The sequence below is a fragment of the Ruminococcus sp. AM26-12LB genome, assembly GCF_003480785.1.
In the GTDB taxonomy this organism is placed as follows: domain Bacteria; phylum Bacillota; class Clostridia; order Lachnospirales; family Lachnospiraceae; genus Blautia_A; species Blautia_A fusiformis.
In genome coordinates this window covers 156,953-175,220 of record NZ_QUJX01000005.1, presented here as the reverse complement: position 1 = coordinate 175,220, position 18,268 = coordinate 156,953, and the positions used below count along the sequence as shown (strand labels likewise).

Annotated in this window: 17 protein-coding genes; 1 reads left to right on the top strand and 16 read right to left on the bottom strand. The window is 46.4% G+C overall.

All coding sequences use genetic code 11. From position 1 onward, the window contains the following. Nucleotides 1-203: 203 nt before the first annotated feature. The 7 genes from DW694_RS05330 to DW694_RS05300 all read right to left on the bottom strand — a co-directional run bounded on the left by DW694_RS05330 (nucleotide 204) and on the right by DW694_RS05300 (nucleotide 7,720). A complete protein-coding gene (locus tag DW694_RS05330; RefSeq protein WP_118752650.1) occupies nucleotides 204-2,726 on the bottom strand; it encodes a YfhO family protein in 2,523 nt (840 codons plus the stop codon). 485 nt (nucleotides 2,727-3,211) lie between these two features. Then, nucleotides 3,212-3,616, bottom strand: a complete 405-nt coding sequence (locus tag DW694_RS05325) for an ACT domain-containing protein (protein WP_015526362.1) — start codon at nucleotides 3,614-3,616, stop codon at nucleotides 3,212-3,214. A 183-nt stretch (nucleotides 3,617-3,799) separates the two neighbouring features. After that, on the bottom strand, nucleotides 3,800-4,057 hold the full coding sequence (gene spoIIID, locus DW694_RS05320; protein WP_021653046.1) for a sporulation transcriptional regulator SpoIIID: 258 nt from the start codon (nucleotides 4,055-4,057) through the stop codon (nucleotides 3,800-3,802). 89 nt (nucleotides 4,058-4,146) lie between these two features. Continuing rightward, nucleotides 4,147-4,821 (bottom strand): TMEM165/GDT1 family protein, encoded by a 675-nt coding sequence (locus DW694_RS05315; protein WP_118752649.1) that lies wholly within the window; start codon nucleotides 4,819-4,821, stop codon nucleotides 4,147-4,149. A 274-nt stretch (nucleotides 4,822-5,095) separates the two neighbouring features. After that, nucleotides 5,096-6,037, bottom strand: a complete 942-nt coding sequence (locus DW694_RS05310; protein WP_182465478.1) for a TPM domain-containing protein — start codon at nucleotides 6,035-6,037, stop codon at nucleotides 5,096-5,098. Nucleotides 6,038-6,093: 56 nt separating this feature from the next. Further along, nucleotides 6,094-6,660, bottom strand: coding sequence for a LemA family protein (locus DW694_RS05305; RefSeq protein WP_114002715.1), 567 nt, complete (start codon nucleotides 6,658-6,660; stop codon nucleotides 6,094-6,096). 115 nt (nucleotides 6,661-6,775) lie between these two features. After that, a complete protein-coding gene (locus DW694_RS05300; protein ID WP_114002714.1) occupies nucleotides 6,776-7,720 on the bottom strand; it encodes a 2-dehydropantoate 2-reductase in 945 nt (314 codons plus the stop codon). Between the two features lie 284 nt (nucleotides 7,721-8,004). Here DW694_RS05300 and DW694_RS05295 point away from each other — a divergent pair, with 284 nt between their 5' ends. Beyond that, nucleotides 8,005-9,093: a histidinol-phosphate transaminase gene (locus tag DW694_RS05295; protein ID WP_118752647.1), complete on the top strand. Its 1,089-nt coding sequence runs from the start codon at nucleotides 8,005-8,007 to the stop codon at nucleotides 9,091-9,093. A gap of 300 nt (nucleotides 9,094-9,393) precedes the next feature. Here DW694_RS05295 and DW694_RS17410 read toward each other — a convergent pair whose 3' ends face one another. From DW694_RS17410 to DW694_RS05245, 9 genes are all read right to left on the bottom strand, one after another. Next, entirely contained in the window at nucleotides 9,394-10,602 is a 1,209-nt protein-coding gene (locus tag DW694_RS17410) for a TatD family hydrolase (RefSeq protein ID WP_118752646.1), read from the bottom strand. A 376-nt stretch (nucleotides 10,603-10,978) separates the two neighbouring features. Then, nucleotides 10,979-11,467 carry a MogA/MoaB family molybdenum cofactor biosynthesis protein gene (locus DW694_RS05285; RefSeq protein WP_015526380.1) on the bottom strand — a complete coding sequence of 163 codons (489 nt, stop codon included), beginning with the start codon at nucleotides 11,465-11,467 and terminating at the stop codon, nucleotides 10,979-10,981. Nucleotides 11,468-11,470: 3 nt separating this feature from the next. Then, nucleotides 11,471-12,460 carry a GTP 3',8-cyclase MoaA gene (gene moaA / locus DW694_RS05280; RefSeq protein ID WP_118752645.1) on the bottom strand — a complete coding sequence of 330 codons (990 nt, stop codon included), beginning with the start codon at nucleotides 12,458-12,460 and terminating at the stop codon, nucleotides 11,471-11,473. Then, the gene (gene moaC / locus DW694_RS05275) at nucleotides 12,460-12,939 is read right to left on the bottom strand and encodes a cyclic pyranopterin monophosphate synthase MoaC (RefSeq protein WP_059086610.1); all 480 of its coding nucleotides are present in this window, start codon (nucleotides 12,937-12,939) and stop codon (nucleotides 12,460-12,462) included. Before moaC ends, moaA begins: the two co-directional genes overlap by 1 nt. 12 nt (nucleotides 12,940-12,951) lie before the next feature. Then, on the bottom strand, nucleotides 12,952-14,919 hold the full coding sequence (gene metG / locus DW694_RS05270; protein WP_118752644.1) for a methionine--tRNA ligase: 1,968 nt from the start codon (nucleotides 14,917-14,919) through the stop codon (nucleotides 12,952-12,954). A gap of 496 nt (nucleotides 14,920-15,415) precedes the next feature. After that, complete coding sequence (locus tag DW694_RS05260; protein WP_021653090.1) at nucleotides 15,416-15,862, bottom strand: threonine/serine exporter family protein; 447 nt, start codon at nucleotides 15,860-15,862, stop codon at nucleotides 15,416-15,418. A 145-nt stretch (nucleotides 15,863-16,007) separates the two neighbouring features. Continuing rightward, the gene (locus tag DW694_RS05255) at nucleotides 16,008-16,763 is read right to left on the bottom strand and encodes a threonine/serine exporter family protein (RefSeq protein WP_021653091.1); all 756 of its coding nucleotides are present in this window, start codon (nucleotides 16,761-16,763) and stop codon (nucleotides 16,008-16,010) included. Between the two features lie 252 nt (nucleotides 16,764-17,015). Then, a complete protein-coding gene (locus tag DW694_RS05250) occupies nucleotides 17,016-17,441 on the bottom strand; it encodes a flavodoxin (protein ID WP_015526387.1) in 426 nt (141 codons plus the stop codon). A gap of 30 nt (nucleotides 17,442-17,471) precedes the next feature. Further along, on the bottom strand, nucleotides 17,472-18,065 hold the full coding sequence (locus DW694_RS05245; RefSeq protein WP_022426572.1) for a DUF3793 family protein: 594 nt from the start codon (nucleotides 18,063-18,065) through the stop codon (nucleotides 17,472-17,474). Between the last annotated feature and the right edge of the window lie 203 nt (nucleotides 18,066-18,268).

Here is an 18,268-nt window from a genome sequence, read left to right as displayed (position 1 = left end):
TCCATTTCACCTCCCGATTTATTTCTCCATGGGCTTTCCCATGGGGCCTTGCGGTTGCTATTTACAAATTACGGCATGCGAAAATATAACGTTTCATTCGCACGCTTGCTCATTATAGACCGTAAATACAGGGCTTGTCAAGGTGTTTTATAAAGAATTTTTGCTGATTTTACAGGGGTTTTACACGGTTTTCTCCATAGATGTCACAACCTGCCGGAAATACCCATTTTTCTTCTGCTGATATACCAGAGTATTCCCAGTATTCCTGCTATTAATATAGAAAGAACTGCTCCCGCCTGCAGCCCCGGAGTCCGATATTTCATAGTAACCGTATGTGTCCCGGCCGAAAGCTTTACACCGGTAAGCCCCTGGATGCTTTTCCCATCGACCTTTTTCCCATCTACATAAATCTGCATATCAGGATCATAAAATATGCTGAGAAGGAGCATTCCATCCTTTGCTGCAGCTATGGTACCCTTTCCATTCTTCAGATCCATCTGCTGGGAAGAAAGCATTTCATAGATCTCATCCAGGTCCGATTCCCGGTAAGTTCCCAGAACCGCTTCCTGCATTCCGGTTTCCGCAGTTACATGCACAACCGTATCCGTATCATAAGTGCCAAGATCCAGGAAATTATTATTCCAGTAATCGGATTTCTGCTCCTGGCCGTTGATCGTTACAGTTTCCGGCTCTGTCCCCGGAATATAGAGATACCCATGCTCCCCTTTTTTCAGCGAAATATCAAAATCCACAGTCCCGGCCCATACTGCTTCTGAAGACACCGTCTGCATTTTGTACAGTCTTTTTCCCGCAATACCGCTGAGCAGCCGGTTCTGAACTTCAAGTGGATCTGTTCCTTCCATTACATAGTCCAGTACAGAATCACTGACCATATATCCTGCTTTCAGTGCTCTCGGATTCTCATAGAGATCAAAGGACTGGCTTTCTCCGATTTTTTTATAAACAATATGAAGCTTTCTTGTATTCCTGCAAAACAGATATCGTATTCCCAGAAGCATATCCGTCACTTCCGTGGATCCTGCATACTGAAAACGATTTTCCAGATTTTCAAAGCCCATGTTTTTTACAAAATCCCACATTTCCTCTGTATTAGTAGAGGAATACATAGATATCCCGTTCAGCTGATACAGCATCTCTTCATTCCTCACAAGAGGATTTACGATGGCGGCACGGTAATCCACCTGATCCACACCGGCAGATTCCAGTAATCCACAAACCTCCTGCTCACTTTCCACATAAATATCACGGTTTGCGGTTCCATTATCTGTAATACTGACGATTCCGTGAATTCCTGTCTCTGCAAGGATCAGCACTGCCAGCACCAGACATCCCAGCTTTCGGATCTCCACACAGCAGAAGGCATGACCGGACAGTTTTCCACAGATACACCGTTCCGTCCACATAACCAGAAAGAATACTGCAAGAACCCCTGCTGTAAGCAGAAGTCCCCAGATATTTCCGCTTTTGATCCCCACAACGATACAGAAGCCCTCTGCAGCGATCAGTCCGGCAAAAATTCTTCCTGTGCTTTCATTTTCCACATTTCCCCATGCATCACAGGACATTTTCAACAGCAGAAATATCAGGATGAACACAAAACGATTGGGGATTCCCACAGGTTTATGCAATCCGTGAAAAAGCAGATTCAGCGCTGTGATATGGATCCCCGCAAAATACAAAACGATCAATATACCTGTTACGATTTTTTCTGCTGTGCGGATTTCTTTATTCAGAAAATAAATCCCGGCAAAAAGCAGCACTGCACAGCCACAGTAAAGGTTCACATCTCCCTGGTCGCCGGATTTTACAAAGGACAGGGAATCCTCGAATAATGCGCCCAGCTGTTTCCAGATATCTCCGTACACTCCCGAAAGTCCGGTGCCTGCCTCTTCCGCCGCTGCTGTTCTGGATACCGCAGCAATTCCGGGGATCAGCGTGATTCCTGCAAGTCCGGCTCCGGCAACAGACGCCCCGGCAAATTTCAATAATGAAAAACGGATTTTCTCCGGCCGCCGACCGGATTCTGCCGCAGCCAGCTCTGCCAGATAATAAAAAGCAGCAAATGTGCATAACATAAATCCCATATAATAGCTGGTTAAAATACAGTACCCCAGCACCAGACAATACCCTCGCCATTTTCCGGTATGCACCAGCTGTTCAATAAGATATGCAAGCACCGGAAGAAGCATGATACAGTCCAGCCACATCACATTGCTGTAATAGCCTATAAGAAAATCAGACAGTGCGTACATACAGCCAAGAGAAACTGCCATACTTCCTCTGCCCGGATATTTTTTCCCGGAATACCATGCCATGGATACGCTGCAAAGCCCTGCCTTGATCAGGATCACCGCAGTAATAGCCTCGTTTACATACATGAATTTCATAAACAGCAGTATTAGGAAGCTGAACGGACTGCAGAGATAATAGCAAAACAATCCGTAAAAATTATATCCCATGGCATGTGCGGACCAGGTCCAGCCCGTTCCCTTTCCAAGCTGCTCTGAAAGTTCCCTGTAAAAGGCTGTATACTGATGGACTCCATCTACCACCAGCGCCGAATTCTCTCCAAAAGGATAAACACCCTTCAATGCAAAGCCCAGCGTAAAGATCAGCACCGGAAACAGAAACGCCAGGAGATAGATCCACCCTCTGTTTCCCTGTTTTTTGTTTTTTTCCGCTTTCTGTATTCTTATTGGTCTCATTTCATTTCCTCGTCTGTCTGCAGCAATTCCAGACCGTTCTGTTCTGGACAGCTGAATTATCTATCGGCTGTTATTTTCTGAAATACTGTTATTTCTTTTCCGTCGTTTTTTCCTACTGTATCATGTTTTTGTGAAATTACTGCGAATTTTTTCAGAGCAAAAGAAAAAAGCTGTCACATCCTTGGAGACACAGAAAACTCCGCCGACGTAACAGCTTCTTTCTGAAGGAATCTGTGTACGCTGATCCACAGATCTCTTCATGGGTGTAATTATTAACTTTATGTGATGAGTTTTTTAATTCCCAGCCTGTATGATACGGATATTCACATATCCTGAGGTGGCTGTTTACAGGTTAAGAACTATTATGGATATATGATAGCATGGCCATATACATTTGTAAAATTGATATTTCGTGTTTATAATATAGAATATTTTAATATTTATCAAACGGATAAAAGCCTCTACCACACGGTAAAATCCTGTTTTTATAAAACGGTATAGCCTCTGGATTTCAGGCAGGATCTCACTTCCATGATATCCTCGGTATGGAATACCATGATCGGCTTGCCGGAATCACGGTTAAAGGAGAGGTACAGATAATCCACGCTCACATTACTGTCCTTCAGTGTAAGAAGCAGATCATTCAGATTTCCAGTCTTATCCTCAACCTCCACTCCGATCACCTCGATCACGTGGCAGAGATATCCTGCAGCGATCAGAGCCTCCATTGCCTTATCCGGCTCCGAAACTACCATTCGTACGATTCCGTACTCTGCGCTGTCATTAGTCACAGAGCCCAGAATGTTGATATCCTCGTTCTTCAGGATACCGGTAATGTTCTGCATAACACCCTTTTTATTTTCTGCATAGATGGATAACTGTTTCAGCATGATAAAATCCTCTCTTTCCTATGTGCTTTATTTTGCTGTTCTATCGTATGATAAATCTTCGCACATCTTATCAGGTATGTCAACCAGAGCAAGCCGGATAATAACACAGACATTCATATTTTAGTTTACCCGGCTCCATAAACACTGATATTTTATGATCAGCATTTAACCCGGCCCGCCTGTTCACCGCATGTGAGCATGGAGATATTTTTCCCGGGTAGCGATACCTCCCCGGATATGTCGCTCCTGCTTGTTTACATCCAGTACCTTGCGAACTTCTATGGCCAGAGCCGGATTGATCACTTTCAGGCGTTCTACGCAATCCTTATGTACCGTACTCTTACTGATCCCGAATTTCTTAGCTGCCTGCCGCACCGTAGCCTTTGTTTCAACAATATATCCTGCGATCTCAACTGCACGTTCTTCAATATAATCCTTCACTGCCAAGCCCCCGAAGACGCTTTTTTACAGTGTATGCGGAGGCTTTTTCAGGTATGAGCCCTATTCTGTGCAAAGCTCCTTATAATAATTTAATTCTTTTTCGCCTGCTTATAAAGCACAAGACAGACGATCACAAACACAACCGTAACCGCTACGGTAAGCGGAAGGATCATAGAAGAGCCCGCCCCGAGCAGAAGGCCAAAGCCCTGTCTCAGCGTTAGGATTCCAAAGATGGAAAAAATAACAAATGCAACTGTATTGAGGATTCCCTCCGGTGCCTTGCTTTTCAGAAGATATCCGATCAGAAGTCCGATCACATCCGCTGCAAAAAGTCCCAGTGAACAGGCAAGCCATACCACAACCGCTGAACTCAGTCCCTCATTGGCACCAAATGTAATTGCGGTAAGCTGTGTCTTATCCCCCAGCTCCGCAACAAAAAATGTACAGAATACAGACAGCGGTGCAAATTTGATCTTGCGATCCTTAACATTCTCCTCCTCATCATCGTCACCCTTCAGCGTTGTCACCGCAAAAAACAGGAACGCTGCACCTGCGATCAGACGGATCAGCCAGGTAGGGACCACGGTACTGATAATACCTCCTGCAAGCACTGCCAGTCCGTTGAGCACCAGGACAGCAACACCGGTTCCAAGCAAAATATCCTTCAGCTTGAACCTGGAAGTCATTGCCACCAGCATCAGCTGTGTTTTGTCACCCATTTCCGCAATAAACTGGGTAAAAAGCACTTTCATAAATAACAGCATTTTTCTTCTCCTTTGCATATTCATCCGCTCCGAAGCCATAAAAAAAGACCCACGTATACTCTATCTCTGTAACAGAAATAAAATATACATGAGTCTCATTCTTTAAGATTTGCCAGGTGCATGCACCAGTATGTTGACAAACCACGTCTACACGCGAATTACTCCCTCACGGAATTGATTTTCGTCATTGTAGCAAAGTTGAGAAATTTTGTCAAGAGCATTAGAAAGCTCCGCCTGTGCTGTACAAGAGAACCGGCGATTCCTGCCGACACCACTAGAAATCCCTGCCTGCACCGCCACCGCCGAAGCTTCCTCCGTCTCCGGAGCTTCCGCTGTCGTAGCTGTCATAATCATCATCTCTGTCATCGTCATTACCGGAACTTCCGCCGCTGCTTTTTCCCCCTCTTCCCAGGATCCAGCTCAGCGGAAACAGGGAATTAAAGAGCCGGTGCAGTACACTCATACGGCTGAAATTCTTTTTCCAGTAGTCTGCGGTATCCTTTCCCGACAATTTCATTATCAGGCCCTTCAGAATCAGAACCATAGTTACGATAAGAAATACAGGCAGCATCACGCACAGCAGATATGCGCCCACCATGAGCAAAACGATCATCACAAGCCCCAGCGCGATCTCCCAGACAGTTCCCTCATCCTCATCGTCGTCCACATCCTGCTGCACATTCTCATACCTGGGAGCTGTTATCTTCTCCAGGCCGTATTCCTCACGGATCTCATTTAGCAGTGCATAATAAAGCTCCACGGTACCTTTTTCAAACTGATTGTCTTTATAGGAAGGAACTGCATATTCATCCAGAAGTCGTCCGGTCTTTGAATCAGGCAGCTTTCCCTCAAGACCGTAGCCAACAGATACCCAGACTTTACGGTCCGAAACCGAAAGGACGATCAGGACACCATTATTTTTCTTCTTTGAACCAATTCCCCATTTGCGACCGGTTTCCACTGCATAATCACTGATGTCTTCCCCATCGGTGGTATCCACGGTAAGGACAACCAGCTGCGCTGTGGTATCCTCATACAGCTGCTCACCAGCCTTGCAAAGCTCTTCCTTCCAGGTATCGCTGAAAACCCCTGCATAATCATTAACATAGAATTCTTTTGTGGCAGACGGGATCTCCCCGAAAGCTGCCAGCGTACTTCCGGACAGCGTCAATACAAAAGCCAGCAGCACAGCCATCCGTCCGATCCATTTTTTCATAGGATATTCTCCCTCTATCCGTTCTTTCATTTCATCAGAACAATGGTCTGATCTTATCACTCTGCCAGCATCTCCCCTACATCCGGCGTATCTGCTGCTGAATCATCGGCCTCAAAATATGACGCCTTCTCAAAGCCAAGCATGGAACCAAATACATTCCCGGGGAATTTCACAAGCCTTGTGTTATAAGCTTTCACAGCCTCATTATAATCTTTTCTCGCTACAGAGATCCGGTTTTCGCTTCCGGACAGTTCATCCATCAGGCCCACATAAGTAGTATTGCTTTTCAGTTCCGGATAATTTTCCACCACAAACTTCAGACCGGAAAGTGCACTGTCCATCTGCTGATCTGCCTCAGATTTCTCTTCCACGGTATCTGCATTCATCAGCTGGTCCCGCGCCTCCAGAACCCTGTCAACAACCTCCGTCTCATGCTTCGTGTAACTTTTTACCGTGCTGACGAGATTCGGGATCAGATCTGCACGTCTCTGCAGCATGGTATCCACATCAGCCTCTGCAGTTTCCACAGCTTCTTTACTTCCGGCAAGCCCGTTGTAACTGAGCATAAGTCCTCCGGCAAGGACTACGATCACTGCAATAGCAGCCAAAAATACTTTCTTCATCTCTTTTCCTCCCTTCCGATATCACAGATAACCTTTCAGCCTGCGATACAGGATTTTTTATATCCCCATTGTACCAGAGCATACAGGATTCCACCAGGAAAACTCACCTTTTCGGTCAGAATTTTTCTGCTATTTCTATAAGTCCCTGATATATTTTTTCGGAAAGCGGAATGGAAACACCAAGTCTCTTCGCTTCTTTCACAATATAGCCGCTGAAGGTTTCCAGCTCCGTCTGTTTTCTCCGGATGCGAAAATCTCTCTGCAGGGAGCTGGTTGCATTATCTGCATGTACATGGCGGAATTTATGGATCACCTCATTGATGTGCTCATCCGTCAGCGCAACCCCCTTGGCCTGACCTACACTGGCAGCTTCCCATACAAGCTTCTCATACTGCTGCGCTTTCACCGGATCTCTGCGGAGCTCCCCGATGGTATTATCATAAAAAGCAGTCATCACATTAAAGGCACAGTTGAGGATATACTTTCTCCAGATCTCCACCTCGATATCCCCCTGATCCTTATAGTCAATATCCGCACCTTTCAGGATCCCTGCCACTTCTGCAACTTTCTTCTGCTGCCGTTCATCCGCATCTTTGATTCCAATACAAAGCCACGTAAACGTATCCTGCTGGGAAATGGAAAAATCCTCATTGGCAAAAGCCACCGTATAGATCAGCGAATCCACAACCGTTCCCTTACCAACCAGACGGCGGATGTTTTCTCCCGGGTCCACACCATTCATCACAGGAATGATCACTGTGTCATCCGTGACCATGTCCCGGATACTTTCACACACCTCAGCCAGTGAATAATTTTTTACACAGATAAAAATATAATCCTGCTGTCCCATATCCTGAATTGGAACTACCCGCTCTGGCTTTGCCACGATCTCACCCTTATAATCACTGTGGAGCACCAGGCCTTTTTTCCGGATGCTCTCTGCCCTGGCGCCACGTGCAACCATCGTCACATGAGGATACGCCTTCGCCAGCAGCCCGGCTATGTAGCCGCCAACACCACCAATTCCGATCACTGCGATCTTTTTCTCTTCTGTATTCATATTTTCTGTTTCCTTTCCTGCTGTTTCTCACTGAGGACTTACCCTCCCCGGAAAAATGTGGATATTCACGGTTCACATTGACAAACAGCATGGATATTCACAATCCGCATTCGCTACCTGCTCATTGTATCAAATATTCCCATACATTTCCAGAAAGCAATTTTCAGTAATATCCTGTTCAAAAAAATATAGAAACTTTTTATCTCGTCTTTTTTTGTCGCAGATTCTGGTGTATACTGGATATAAATTTTTTACGAAAAAAACAAAAATGTGAGGTGACAAAAATGGATACCAAACCCGTTTTTCACGGAAGTGATATAGAAAAGATCTGCAGCTACTACAATCTGAAAAAAGAAAATATCGTCAAATTCGGTGCAAATGTCAATCCTCTGGGACTTTCCCCAAAAGCCGGCAGAGCCATTGCAGAACACGTGGATATTCTTTCCTCCTACCCGGACAGAGAATACACATCCCTTCGGAATACGATTTCCAGCTACTGCAATATTCCCGCTGATTTCATCCTTCCGGGAAACGGCTCCAGCGAGCTGATCTCCCTTCTGATCCAAGAGCGTGCCCCAAAGCATACTCTGATCCTTGGACCTACCTATTCTGAATACTCCAGAGAGCTCTCCTTCTCCGGAAGTACCCAGGAATACTACCACCTTCAGGAAAGCAATGATTTCGAGCCGGACATTCCGGATCTCTGCCGGAAGCTGGAGCAGGGCTATGATTTTCTCATCCTCTGCAATCCCAACAATCCGACCTCCTCTGCCATCACCCAGGAAGAGCTTCGCAGACTTATCGGTTTCTGTGCAGAAAAAAATATCTTCGTGATGATCGACGAAACCTATGTGGAATTTGCCCCGGATATCAACGCCATCACCGCAGTTCCGCTGACACGGGAATTCACCAATCTCATGGTACTCCGCGGCGTATCCAAATTCTTCGCTGCTCCCGGAATGCGCCTGGGCTACGGCATCACCGGAAATATGGACTTTCTTGCAAAAATGCGCGAAAAACAGACACCATGGTCACTTAACAGCCTTGGTGCCTTTGCAGGAGAGATCATGCTGCAGGATGAAGATTATATTAAAGAAACCAGAAATCTGATCCTTTCCGAACGCAACCGGATGATCCGAGAACTGAGGGATACAGACACCTACAAAATCTATCCCGCCTATGCAAACTTCATCCTGCTCCGGATCCTGAAAAACGGACTGACCTCCTATGACGTATTTGAAGCCTGCATCAGACAAGGCATGATGATCCGTGACTGTTCTTCCTTCCAGTGCCTGGACGGGGAATTTGTACGATTCTGCATTATGATGCCGGAGGATAATTCACGGCTTGTTAAAGTGCTGAAATCGCTGTAAAAGCTGTACAATACAATCCGAGATTTCCGGATCTCCTGTTTTATGCCTCCTGTGCCTGACAGACATTTCTGTCAGGCATTTTTTTACCTGCATATTTTTCTGTAAGGATCACTCCAATATGGTGCGCTCATATATGCGCACTTGTCATTAATTTATTTTTTCTAAATATAAAAAAGAGTTGTTGCCGAACAGATGATCACTCACACCTGCCATACAACAGCTCTTTTTTCATTTCATATCTTCAAAATCAATCCGTCATTCAACTATTTGCTCATAACAAAGCACTTTTTCCCAAGTTTATCAAATTAAATTCAACATCTTCAACGCATTACTCTCCGTCACAGCCACAACCTCCTCGCAGCTGATTCCCTTAATCTCCGCAATGGTCTTCACAACCTCCGGCAGATACAGGGAGCTGTTTCTTTTTCCACGATTCGGCACAGGTGCCATATAGGGGCAGTCGGTTTCCAGCAGGATCTGATTCAGCGGTGCATACTCTGCCACCTCCTTCAGCTTCCGGGAATTCTTAAAAGTAACCACTCCGCCGATTCCAAGATAAAGTCCCATATTCAGATACTCCCTTGCAATCTCCTTACTATAGGAAAAGCAATGGATAACTCCGCCATACATCCCATCCTGCATATATTCTTTCACAATATTCAGCGTATCCTCTGCTGCATCACGGCTGTGGATCATAAACGGAAGCTTTTTCTCACGGGCGATGTCCATCTGCTGGCGGAATACCTTCTGCTGGAGAAGATGCTCCTCCTTCTCCTTATGCCAGTAATAATCCAGGCCGATCTCACCTACGGCTACCGTTTTTTTCATGTCGCAATATCTGCGGATCTCATCCAGCACAGCTGCATCCACCTTATCCGCATCATCCGGATGAACACCCACTGCGCCATAAACAAAAGGATATTTCTCAACCAGATCATAAACCCGGTCAAAATGTCCCACAGAAGCACACACATCCACAATATGCCCGATCCCGTTCTCCTGCATACTATCCAGCATGGCAAAACGATCCTCATCAAAAGCCTCATCATCGTAATGTGCATGAGTATCAAAAATCATAGCTTTATCCACAGTCATCTCGTCACCGACGGAAACTTTTCCACCTTTCAGCACTCTTGTAAACACACCTTCCCGGGGCATGATGCACTCACCCATCTTCTGAAAAATGGCACAGCCATTGTGGCACTCTTTTCCGATCTGAGTCAGCTCCAGCACAACCTCACCACAGCGAAATCTGGTGCCAACCGGAAGCTTTGCAAAATCAATCCCTTCCACAACCAGATTCTCACCAAAAGCACCATCCTCGACCTCTGCGCCCTTCGCACGAAACGCATCGATCTTTTCACCGGAAAGAAGACTCACCTGCCGGTGCCACTTTCCGGCATGAGCATCCCCCTCAAGCCCCCAGTCCTCCACAAAAACCGCAGACCCAACATTCTTCTTCTGTGTTCCTTTCTTCTCACTGATACAAACCGCAAGTACTTTTCCCATAACAGACTCCTATTAATTACACATCGTTACCAAATTTATTCCTATATATCACACCAGCAATATTGATTTCCAAAACCTACCACATGTAACTCTCAAGCCTCAGGAATTATGAATCGCTGGAGATGAATTTTAATCATAAAACCTACCACATCCAACAGCCAGCCCAACGGAGGCAGGACCAGTACGGTGACGTTAGCGGAGCGGCCGTCGAGAGGCGAGTATAGCTGCTGCCACCGAGCGCCCTGTTTGAGCCGCAGGCGAGTTGGCGCGAATGGCAGCAAACCAGCGACGCAGCCGAACAGGCCGCGCAGCGTGTCACCGTACTGGCCCTGCCTCCGTTGGGCGTCCGTTCGTTAGTCTAAGTATACACCACACACTACCGTCCGCATTCTCCAGCATCGCCGGTCAAAATCTCAATCCCATGCCCCAACGCCTCAATAATAACCTCCAGGCACTCCCTGACAGCCTTAGGGCTCCCCGGCAGATTAACGATCAACGTCCCCTTCCGGATCCCGGCCGTAGCCCGGCTCAGCATCGCCCGCTTCGTGATCGTCAGACTAAACGCCCGCATCGCCTCCGGAATCCCCGGCACACGCCGCTCGATCACATCCTCCGTAGCCTCCGGTGTCACATCCCTCTGAGAAAACCCGGTACCACCCGTAGTCAGGATCAGCTCCGCAAGCCCCAGATCTGCGATCTCAGCCATCCGGCTCCCAAGCATCCCACGGTCATCCGGCAAAACATCCACAGAAACAACCTCATACCCGGCCGCCTCCATAATCTCCTTCACAGCAGGACCACTAAGATCCTCCCGCTCTCCTCTGTACCCCTTATCACTAGAAGTGATCACAGCAACTCTCTTCATCACTCAACCTCCGATCTGAGCCATACAAAGCTTCTCCGTCTTATCATCCTTCTGTTTCTTCAGACCTCCGCCAAAAGCATGCCCGTCCGGTTTCTCCGCCAGAGCCTCCAGGATCACAGCCTTCAGCACCTCATCCGAACCACCACTGCGGATCACCTCCCGAAGATCCCTTCCCGCCGCATACTGCAGACAGGTCTTCAAAAAACCCTGAGAAGTCAGCCGGATCCGGTTACACTCCCCACAGAACTTATGGCTCACCGCGCTGATAAACCCGATCTTTCCGGAAAAACCATCCACATCATAATAATGACACGGTCCATTCCCAAGGGGCTCCCCAACATACGGCGAAAACCGCGGAAGCTTTTCCCCAAGGATCCGAAGCAGTTCCTCCTCCGACACCCCATGAAATTCTTTTCCCATCCCAATGGGCATCATCTCAATAAACCGCACATGCACCCTGTGATTCCTAGCCAAAAGCGCCACCCGGCAAAGATCCTGCTCCGGGATCCCAAGAGGCACACAATTGATCTTCAGTGAAATCTCCGGATACTTCATTTCCTCCAAAATCCCTTCCAGCGTCCGCCCCAGTTCATCCCGCCGCGTGATCCTCCTGCTGCAGGCCTCATCCAGCGTATCCAGGCTGATATTCAATCCGTCCAGCCCCGCCCGGGCAAAATCACTCATCTGATCTTTCAGAAGCACACCATTTGTAGTCAGAGTCACCTTCTCGATCCCCGGCATATTTTTCAGTTTTTCCACCAGCTGAGGCATCCGCGGCCGTACAAGCGGTTCCCCACCGGTCAGCTTGATCTTCCGGATACCCAGCTCTGCCATCACCCGGCAGATCCTCAAAATTTCCTCTTCCTGCAAAATGAGGGAGCGCTCCACATGCTGCACTCCCTCCTCCGGCATACAATAAATACACCGCAAATTACATCTGTCAGTTACGGAAATCCTGAGATAATCAATATTTCTTCCGCACCTGTCTATCATTATTTTTCCTCAAAACGAAAATCTCCGCTTTTGCCTCCTGTTTTTTCTTCCAGATGGATATCAGACATGACCATGTGCTTGTCAATTGCCTTGCACATGTCATAAATGGTAAGAAGCGTCACCTGAACACCTGTCAGCGCCTCCATCTCCACGCCTGTTTTTCCCTCTGTTTTTACCGTGCAGAATACACGGATCACTCCCGCATCCTCATCCGTCTCAAAATCCACAGAACACTTCTGGATGGGAAGTGGATGACACATGGGGATCAGCTCAGAAGTACGCTTCACACCCATGATACCTGCCACACGGGCCACACCAAGTACATCACCCTTTTTCACATTTCCGCTTTTTACCGCGGCCATGATCTCCGGGCTTACCTGAATGGAACCCGTGGCTGTTGCCGTACGGTGAGTGACCGGTTTGTCGGACACATCCACCATAACAGCATTGCCGTTTTTATCAAAATGATTCAATTCCATATCTGTCTATACTTAGCAGATCTCAGCGCCTGCAGGCATCTCTTTCTCCGGTACCATCAGGGAAAGATTTCCGTCTGCATCCTCTGCACAGAGGATCATACCCTCGCTGAGGATTCCGGCAAGCTTGGCAGGCTTCAGGTTTGTAACGACCATAACCTTTTTGCCCACCATTTCCTCTGCGGAATAATGAGCCTTGATTCCGGATACGATCTGACGAACCTGGCTTCCGATCTTAACCTGAGAGCAGAGAAGTTTTCTGGATTTCTTAACCTCCTCACAGGCGATGATCTCACCAACCTGGAACTGCAGCTTCTCAAAATCATCGAAAGTGATCTCCGGCTTTGCCTCGATATCGATCACATTCTCTGTTTTCTCCTCTTCTACCTCTTCCTTCGGCTCTTCTTTCTTCGGATGAAGCTTCTCAACCTTCTCAAGAACCTCTTTCAGGTCAAGTCTCGCAAAAAGGATCTCCGGTTTGTCGGTTACGCGGTTTCCTGAAGGATAAAGACCAAACTGCTCCATCTCCTCAAGAGTTCTCTCGTTTGCGTTGAGCTGTACAAGAATACGCTCTGTTGTACGCGGCATAAAGGATTTCAGAAGAGATGCGCCGATGCAGATTCCCTCAACCAGGTTGTAGAGAACGGTTGCAAGACGATCCTGCTTTGTCTCATCCTTTGCAAGTGCCCATGGCATTGTCTCGTCGATATATTTGTTGCAGCGTTTGAACAGAGAGAATACCTCTGTGATAGCATCTGCCACACGAAGCTTGTCCATTTTTGCGGAAACGTTCTTCGGAACCTGAAGGATGAAGCTCTTAAGATCCTCATCAACCGGCTCAGTAACATTCTTATTCTCAACGACTCCGTTAAAATATTTGTTGGACATGGAAATTGTACGGTTTACAAGATTTCCAAGTGTGTTTGCAAGGTCGGAATTCAGTCTCTCAACCATCAGCTCCCATGTGATCACACCGTCATTCTCAAATGGCATTTCGTGGAGTACAAAATAACGGACAGCATCTACACCGAAAAATTCAACCAGCTCATCTGCATAGATTACATTTCCTTTGGATTTACTCATTTTTCCATCGCCCTGAAGCAGCCATGGATGTCCGAATACCTGTTTCGGAAGCGGAAGATCCAGAGACATCAGGAAGATCGGCCAGTAAATGGTATGGAAACGGATGATATCTTTTCCGATCAGGTGAAGATCTGCCGGCCAGTATTTGTTGAATTTATCGCTGCTGTTTCCGTCGCAGTCATAGCCGATACCTGTGATATAGTTTGTCAGGGCATCCAGCCATACATATACAACGTGCTTCGGATCGAAATCTACCGGGATTCCCCATTTAAAGGATGTTCTGGATACACAGAGATCCTGAAGTCCCGGAAGAAGGAAGTTGTTCATCATCTCGTTTTTACGGGACTCCGGCTGGATGAAATCCGGATGTGTGTTGATGTAGTCAATAAGCTTATCTGCATATTTACTCATTTTGAAGAAATATGCCTCTTCCTTGGCAGGTACGCATGGACGTCCGCAATCCGGACATTTGCCGTCTACAAGCTGGGACTCTGTGAAGAAGGACTCACATGGTGTACAGTACATTCCTTCATAATGACCCTTGTAGATATCTCCCTTTGCATACATTTTTTTGAAGATTTTTTTGACCTGCTCTTCATGGTTTTTATCTGTTGTACGGATGAATTTATCATAGGATGTGTTCATCAGATCCCAGATACGTTTGATCTCGCCGGAAACGTTATCTACGAATTCCTTTGGTGTAACACCAGCCTCCTCAGCCTTCAGCTCGATCTTCTGGCCATGCTCATCAGTACCTGTCTGAAAATATACGTCATAACCCTGCTGTCTTTTAAAACGTGCGATCGCATCCGCAAGAACGACCTCATAGGTATTTCCGATATGCGGTTTACCGGATGTGTACGCAATGGCAGTGCTGATATAATATCTCTGCTTTTCCATCTTTTCTTTCCTCCATAAATATAAAAATAAAAAACGTCTTCTCATACCATAACGATATGAGAAGACGAGTTATTACCCGTGTTACCACTTCTTTTCGTTTCTGCCTCGCGGCAAAAACCTCATCAGGTACAGCAAGCTCTATACCCTTCCGCTATAACAGGCGGTCCTGTCACTGCCTGCCGGTGTCCGTTAAATCGGACATTCGCACTTCGCTTATCGCGTTTAAACCGGTTCAGCAATGCCTCTCCGAAGCCATCTTCCATCTGCGCCTGCACATCCCTCTCAGTCTCAGAACTCCTGCATAAAGTGAACCTTTACCATTCACTCTGCCGCAGATCTATGACATCAACTGCGTCACAGCCTGCATCTAAAAAGTCCTCCGGGGATTTCCCTGTAGTACGGTGTACACATGTACTCTCTTCTTCCATGAGTTTTCCATATGGGAAAATCGTAACACATTTCCGATGGTTTGTAAACGGGGAATTTCGATACTGTATTACATTCTCCTCTGCCTGTACATCCACCGCCACGCCATCCGGAACGCAATGGTTGTCAGCGTCATTCCTGCTGCCATGCTCACCGCAAAAAGGATCGTATAGATTCCGTCTTTCTGGAATTTCGCCCAGTCCTTCATCAACATCCAGTTCATTGTCCGGTAAAGTGCTGCTCCCGGAATCAGCGGAATTGTCGCGGAAACCAGAAATACAGTTACCGGCGTTTTATGAATTCTTGCCATACATTCTGCATACAAGGTAATAGCTACTGTTGACCAGAAACCGCACACATACGGACTTGGCGTTATGAACTCTACTGCCAGATATACAGCCCAGGACAGGCATCCACCCAATGCCGCAAACCAGAGTTTTTTTCCATGGATATTAAATAATGCCGCAAAGCCGAGGGATCCTGTGAAGGATACGACCAGCTGTATGATTTCCCGCATATTTTCCTCCTGAATAAATCATAACTACTCTCAAATGCTCCCATTATCTGCTGCATTTCGCTACTCCGCAATTGATACAGTATCTAAACTCCTCATTCATTACTTATTGCTTTTCGCAACCTTCAAGAGAACTTCCCTGATTCGGTTAAAACAACAGATTCGCCACCGTAAAACCAAGGCCCACGACCAGTGCCAGCAAAAGTGCCTCCATACATCGGATCAAACCTGTAATGGTATCTCCTGAAAACATATCACGCAATGAATTGGTAAATGCAATTCCCGGTATCAGAAGCATGATATTTCCGATACTGATCAGATCCGCATGATGTCCAAGCCCGATCAGAACTGTAAGATTGGAAAGTACTCCGCCGGCTCCGCAGCAAAGAAGCACTGTCAGTAGCGAGTTTAATGCACCTTTTTTTACAAAAGCCTCAAACAGCTTCAGGGCGATACCAATCAGCGCAGAAGCAATCATATCGTTGACATCTCCTCCAAAAAACACGGAAAAAGAACCTGAAATTACAGCATAGATTAAAATCTGCGTTTTAAAAGAATATCCTTGTTTATCCCGGATCTTTTCCAGCCCCTTCTGGATCTCCTCCGGCTTCGGCCGATACTCACAGATGTATCTGGAAAGCTGGTTCAGGTCATCCAGCCGTCCCAGATCATTGGACATTCCCGGCACACGCCGCGTCTGGGTGCAAATACCGAAATCCTCTCCATAAATAGTCGTCACAATACTGGATGTGATAGAAAAAACATCTGCCCGGGTGGCTCCATATGCCAGGCAGATCCGCCGTATGGTATCTTCCACACGTCCAACCTCTGCTCCGCAGCAAAGAAGCTGTTCACCAATTGTCATCGCATAATATAAATACTGTTCCGCTTCCTCCCGCGTCATCCGGCATCCCTCACTTTCCTTCTTTATTTCATTTTTATCTATTTTAGGACACGTAAATATTAAAATCAACAAGGATTTTTTGTCTTAATATTCATTTCTTCTATATTTCCTCAAAGTAATAAGCAGATATTTTCGCTCAAAATAAAACACCACCCGGACAAAAAAGATATCTATCCCTTCTGTCCGGATGGTGTTTGTGTTTGAAAATCCAATGCTCTGCTCAGTTTTTATTTATTTGAAATCTAATAGATCTTATGCAAGTTTTCCGCCAAGTTCACGGCAAGCTGCAAGTCCTTCATCATCAGGTGTGTTGTTTACAATGAGTCCTTCATCATCAACAAGCTCTGCGCCTGCGTCTTTTGCTCTGCCGCACCATGTTCTCATCCACTCTCCGTCGCCCCAGTCATAGGAACCGAAAAGCGCAACTTTCTTACCGGAAAGTTTGCCTTCCAGATCAGAGAAGAATGGCTCGAACTCACCCTCCTCAAGCTCCTCATCTCCCATTGCCGGACAACCAAGTGCCAAAACATCATAAGAGAGAGCTTTATCTACATCTGCATCTGCAACTTCCATGATCTCAACATCCGCACCAGCTGCTTTTGCACCTTCCTCAACAGCCTGTGCCATTGCCTCTGTGTTGCCTGTGGAAGACCAGTAAATAATTCCTACCTTGCTCATCTTAAAAACCTCCTGTTTTTAAACTTTATATTATACGCACATCTGAGATGTACAGAGATGCTTCATACCAACAACCTGCAAAATCGAATACCCCGCACGGATCTGCGCCGCAGTAAACTCTCGGCACTTATCATAGCTGTCAAAAATCCTGCGAGCCTGCTCCACATCATCATAAACCTTCCAGTAACCACACATCTTGCAGCCACTGCCTCCGAACTTCCGGAAGCCCTTCACGTCTTCAATGGGATAACCCAGGAAAAGTCCGATCTCATGAGGAAACTCCGTCTTATGAAAAAATCTCTCCTTCAAACGGGCGATCATCTCATCCAAAGAACTATCTATATTATACCCATCCTGAAGCAAAAGTTTCCTGGCTTCATCCTGCTTAAGATATTCCTGCAGCATATCCGGCCGGTACACCAGAAGAAGATAATGCTTCCTGCATCCACAGATGATCTCCATACGGATACCTTCCCGTTCAAGACTCTCCTCATAATCCGAAATGATCTCCGGCAGCTCCGGCATTTTTTCCTTGGAAAAGGAAACAAGATTCGCCGGTTTCATTCCCATTAATACAGGGGAACAATGATAACCCATGACAGATTCAAATTTTTCACAAGTCATTTACATTCTCCTTTACGTTTTAGTTAGATTCTTCTAACTATTGTAAATATACCGCCAAAGTTAGTCTTTGTCAACTTATTTTTAAAAAATTTTCCTTGCGGACTTTTACTAATAAAATCCTATCATTAAGGGCACAATATTCCTTATAACAAACACTCTGTCAGACATCCGACTGCCAGTTCTCACCATTTAACCGAATCAAG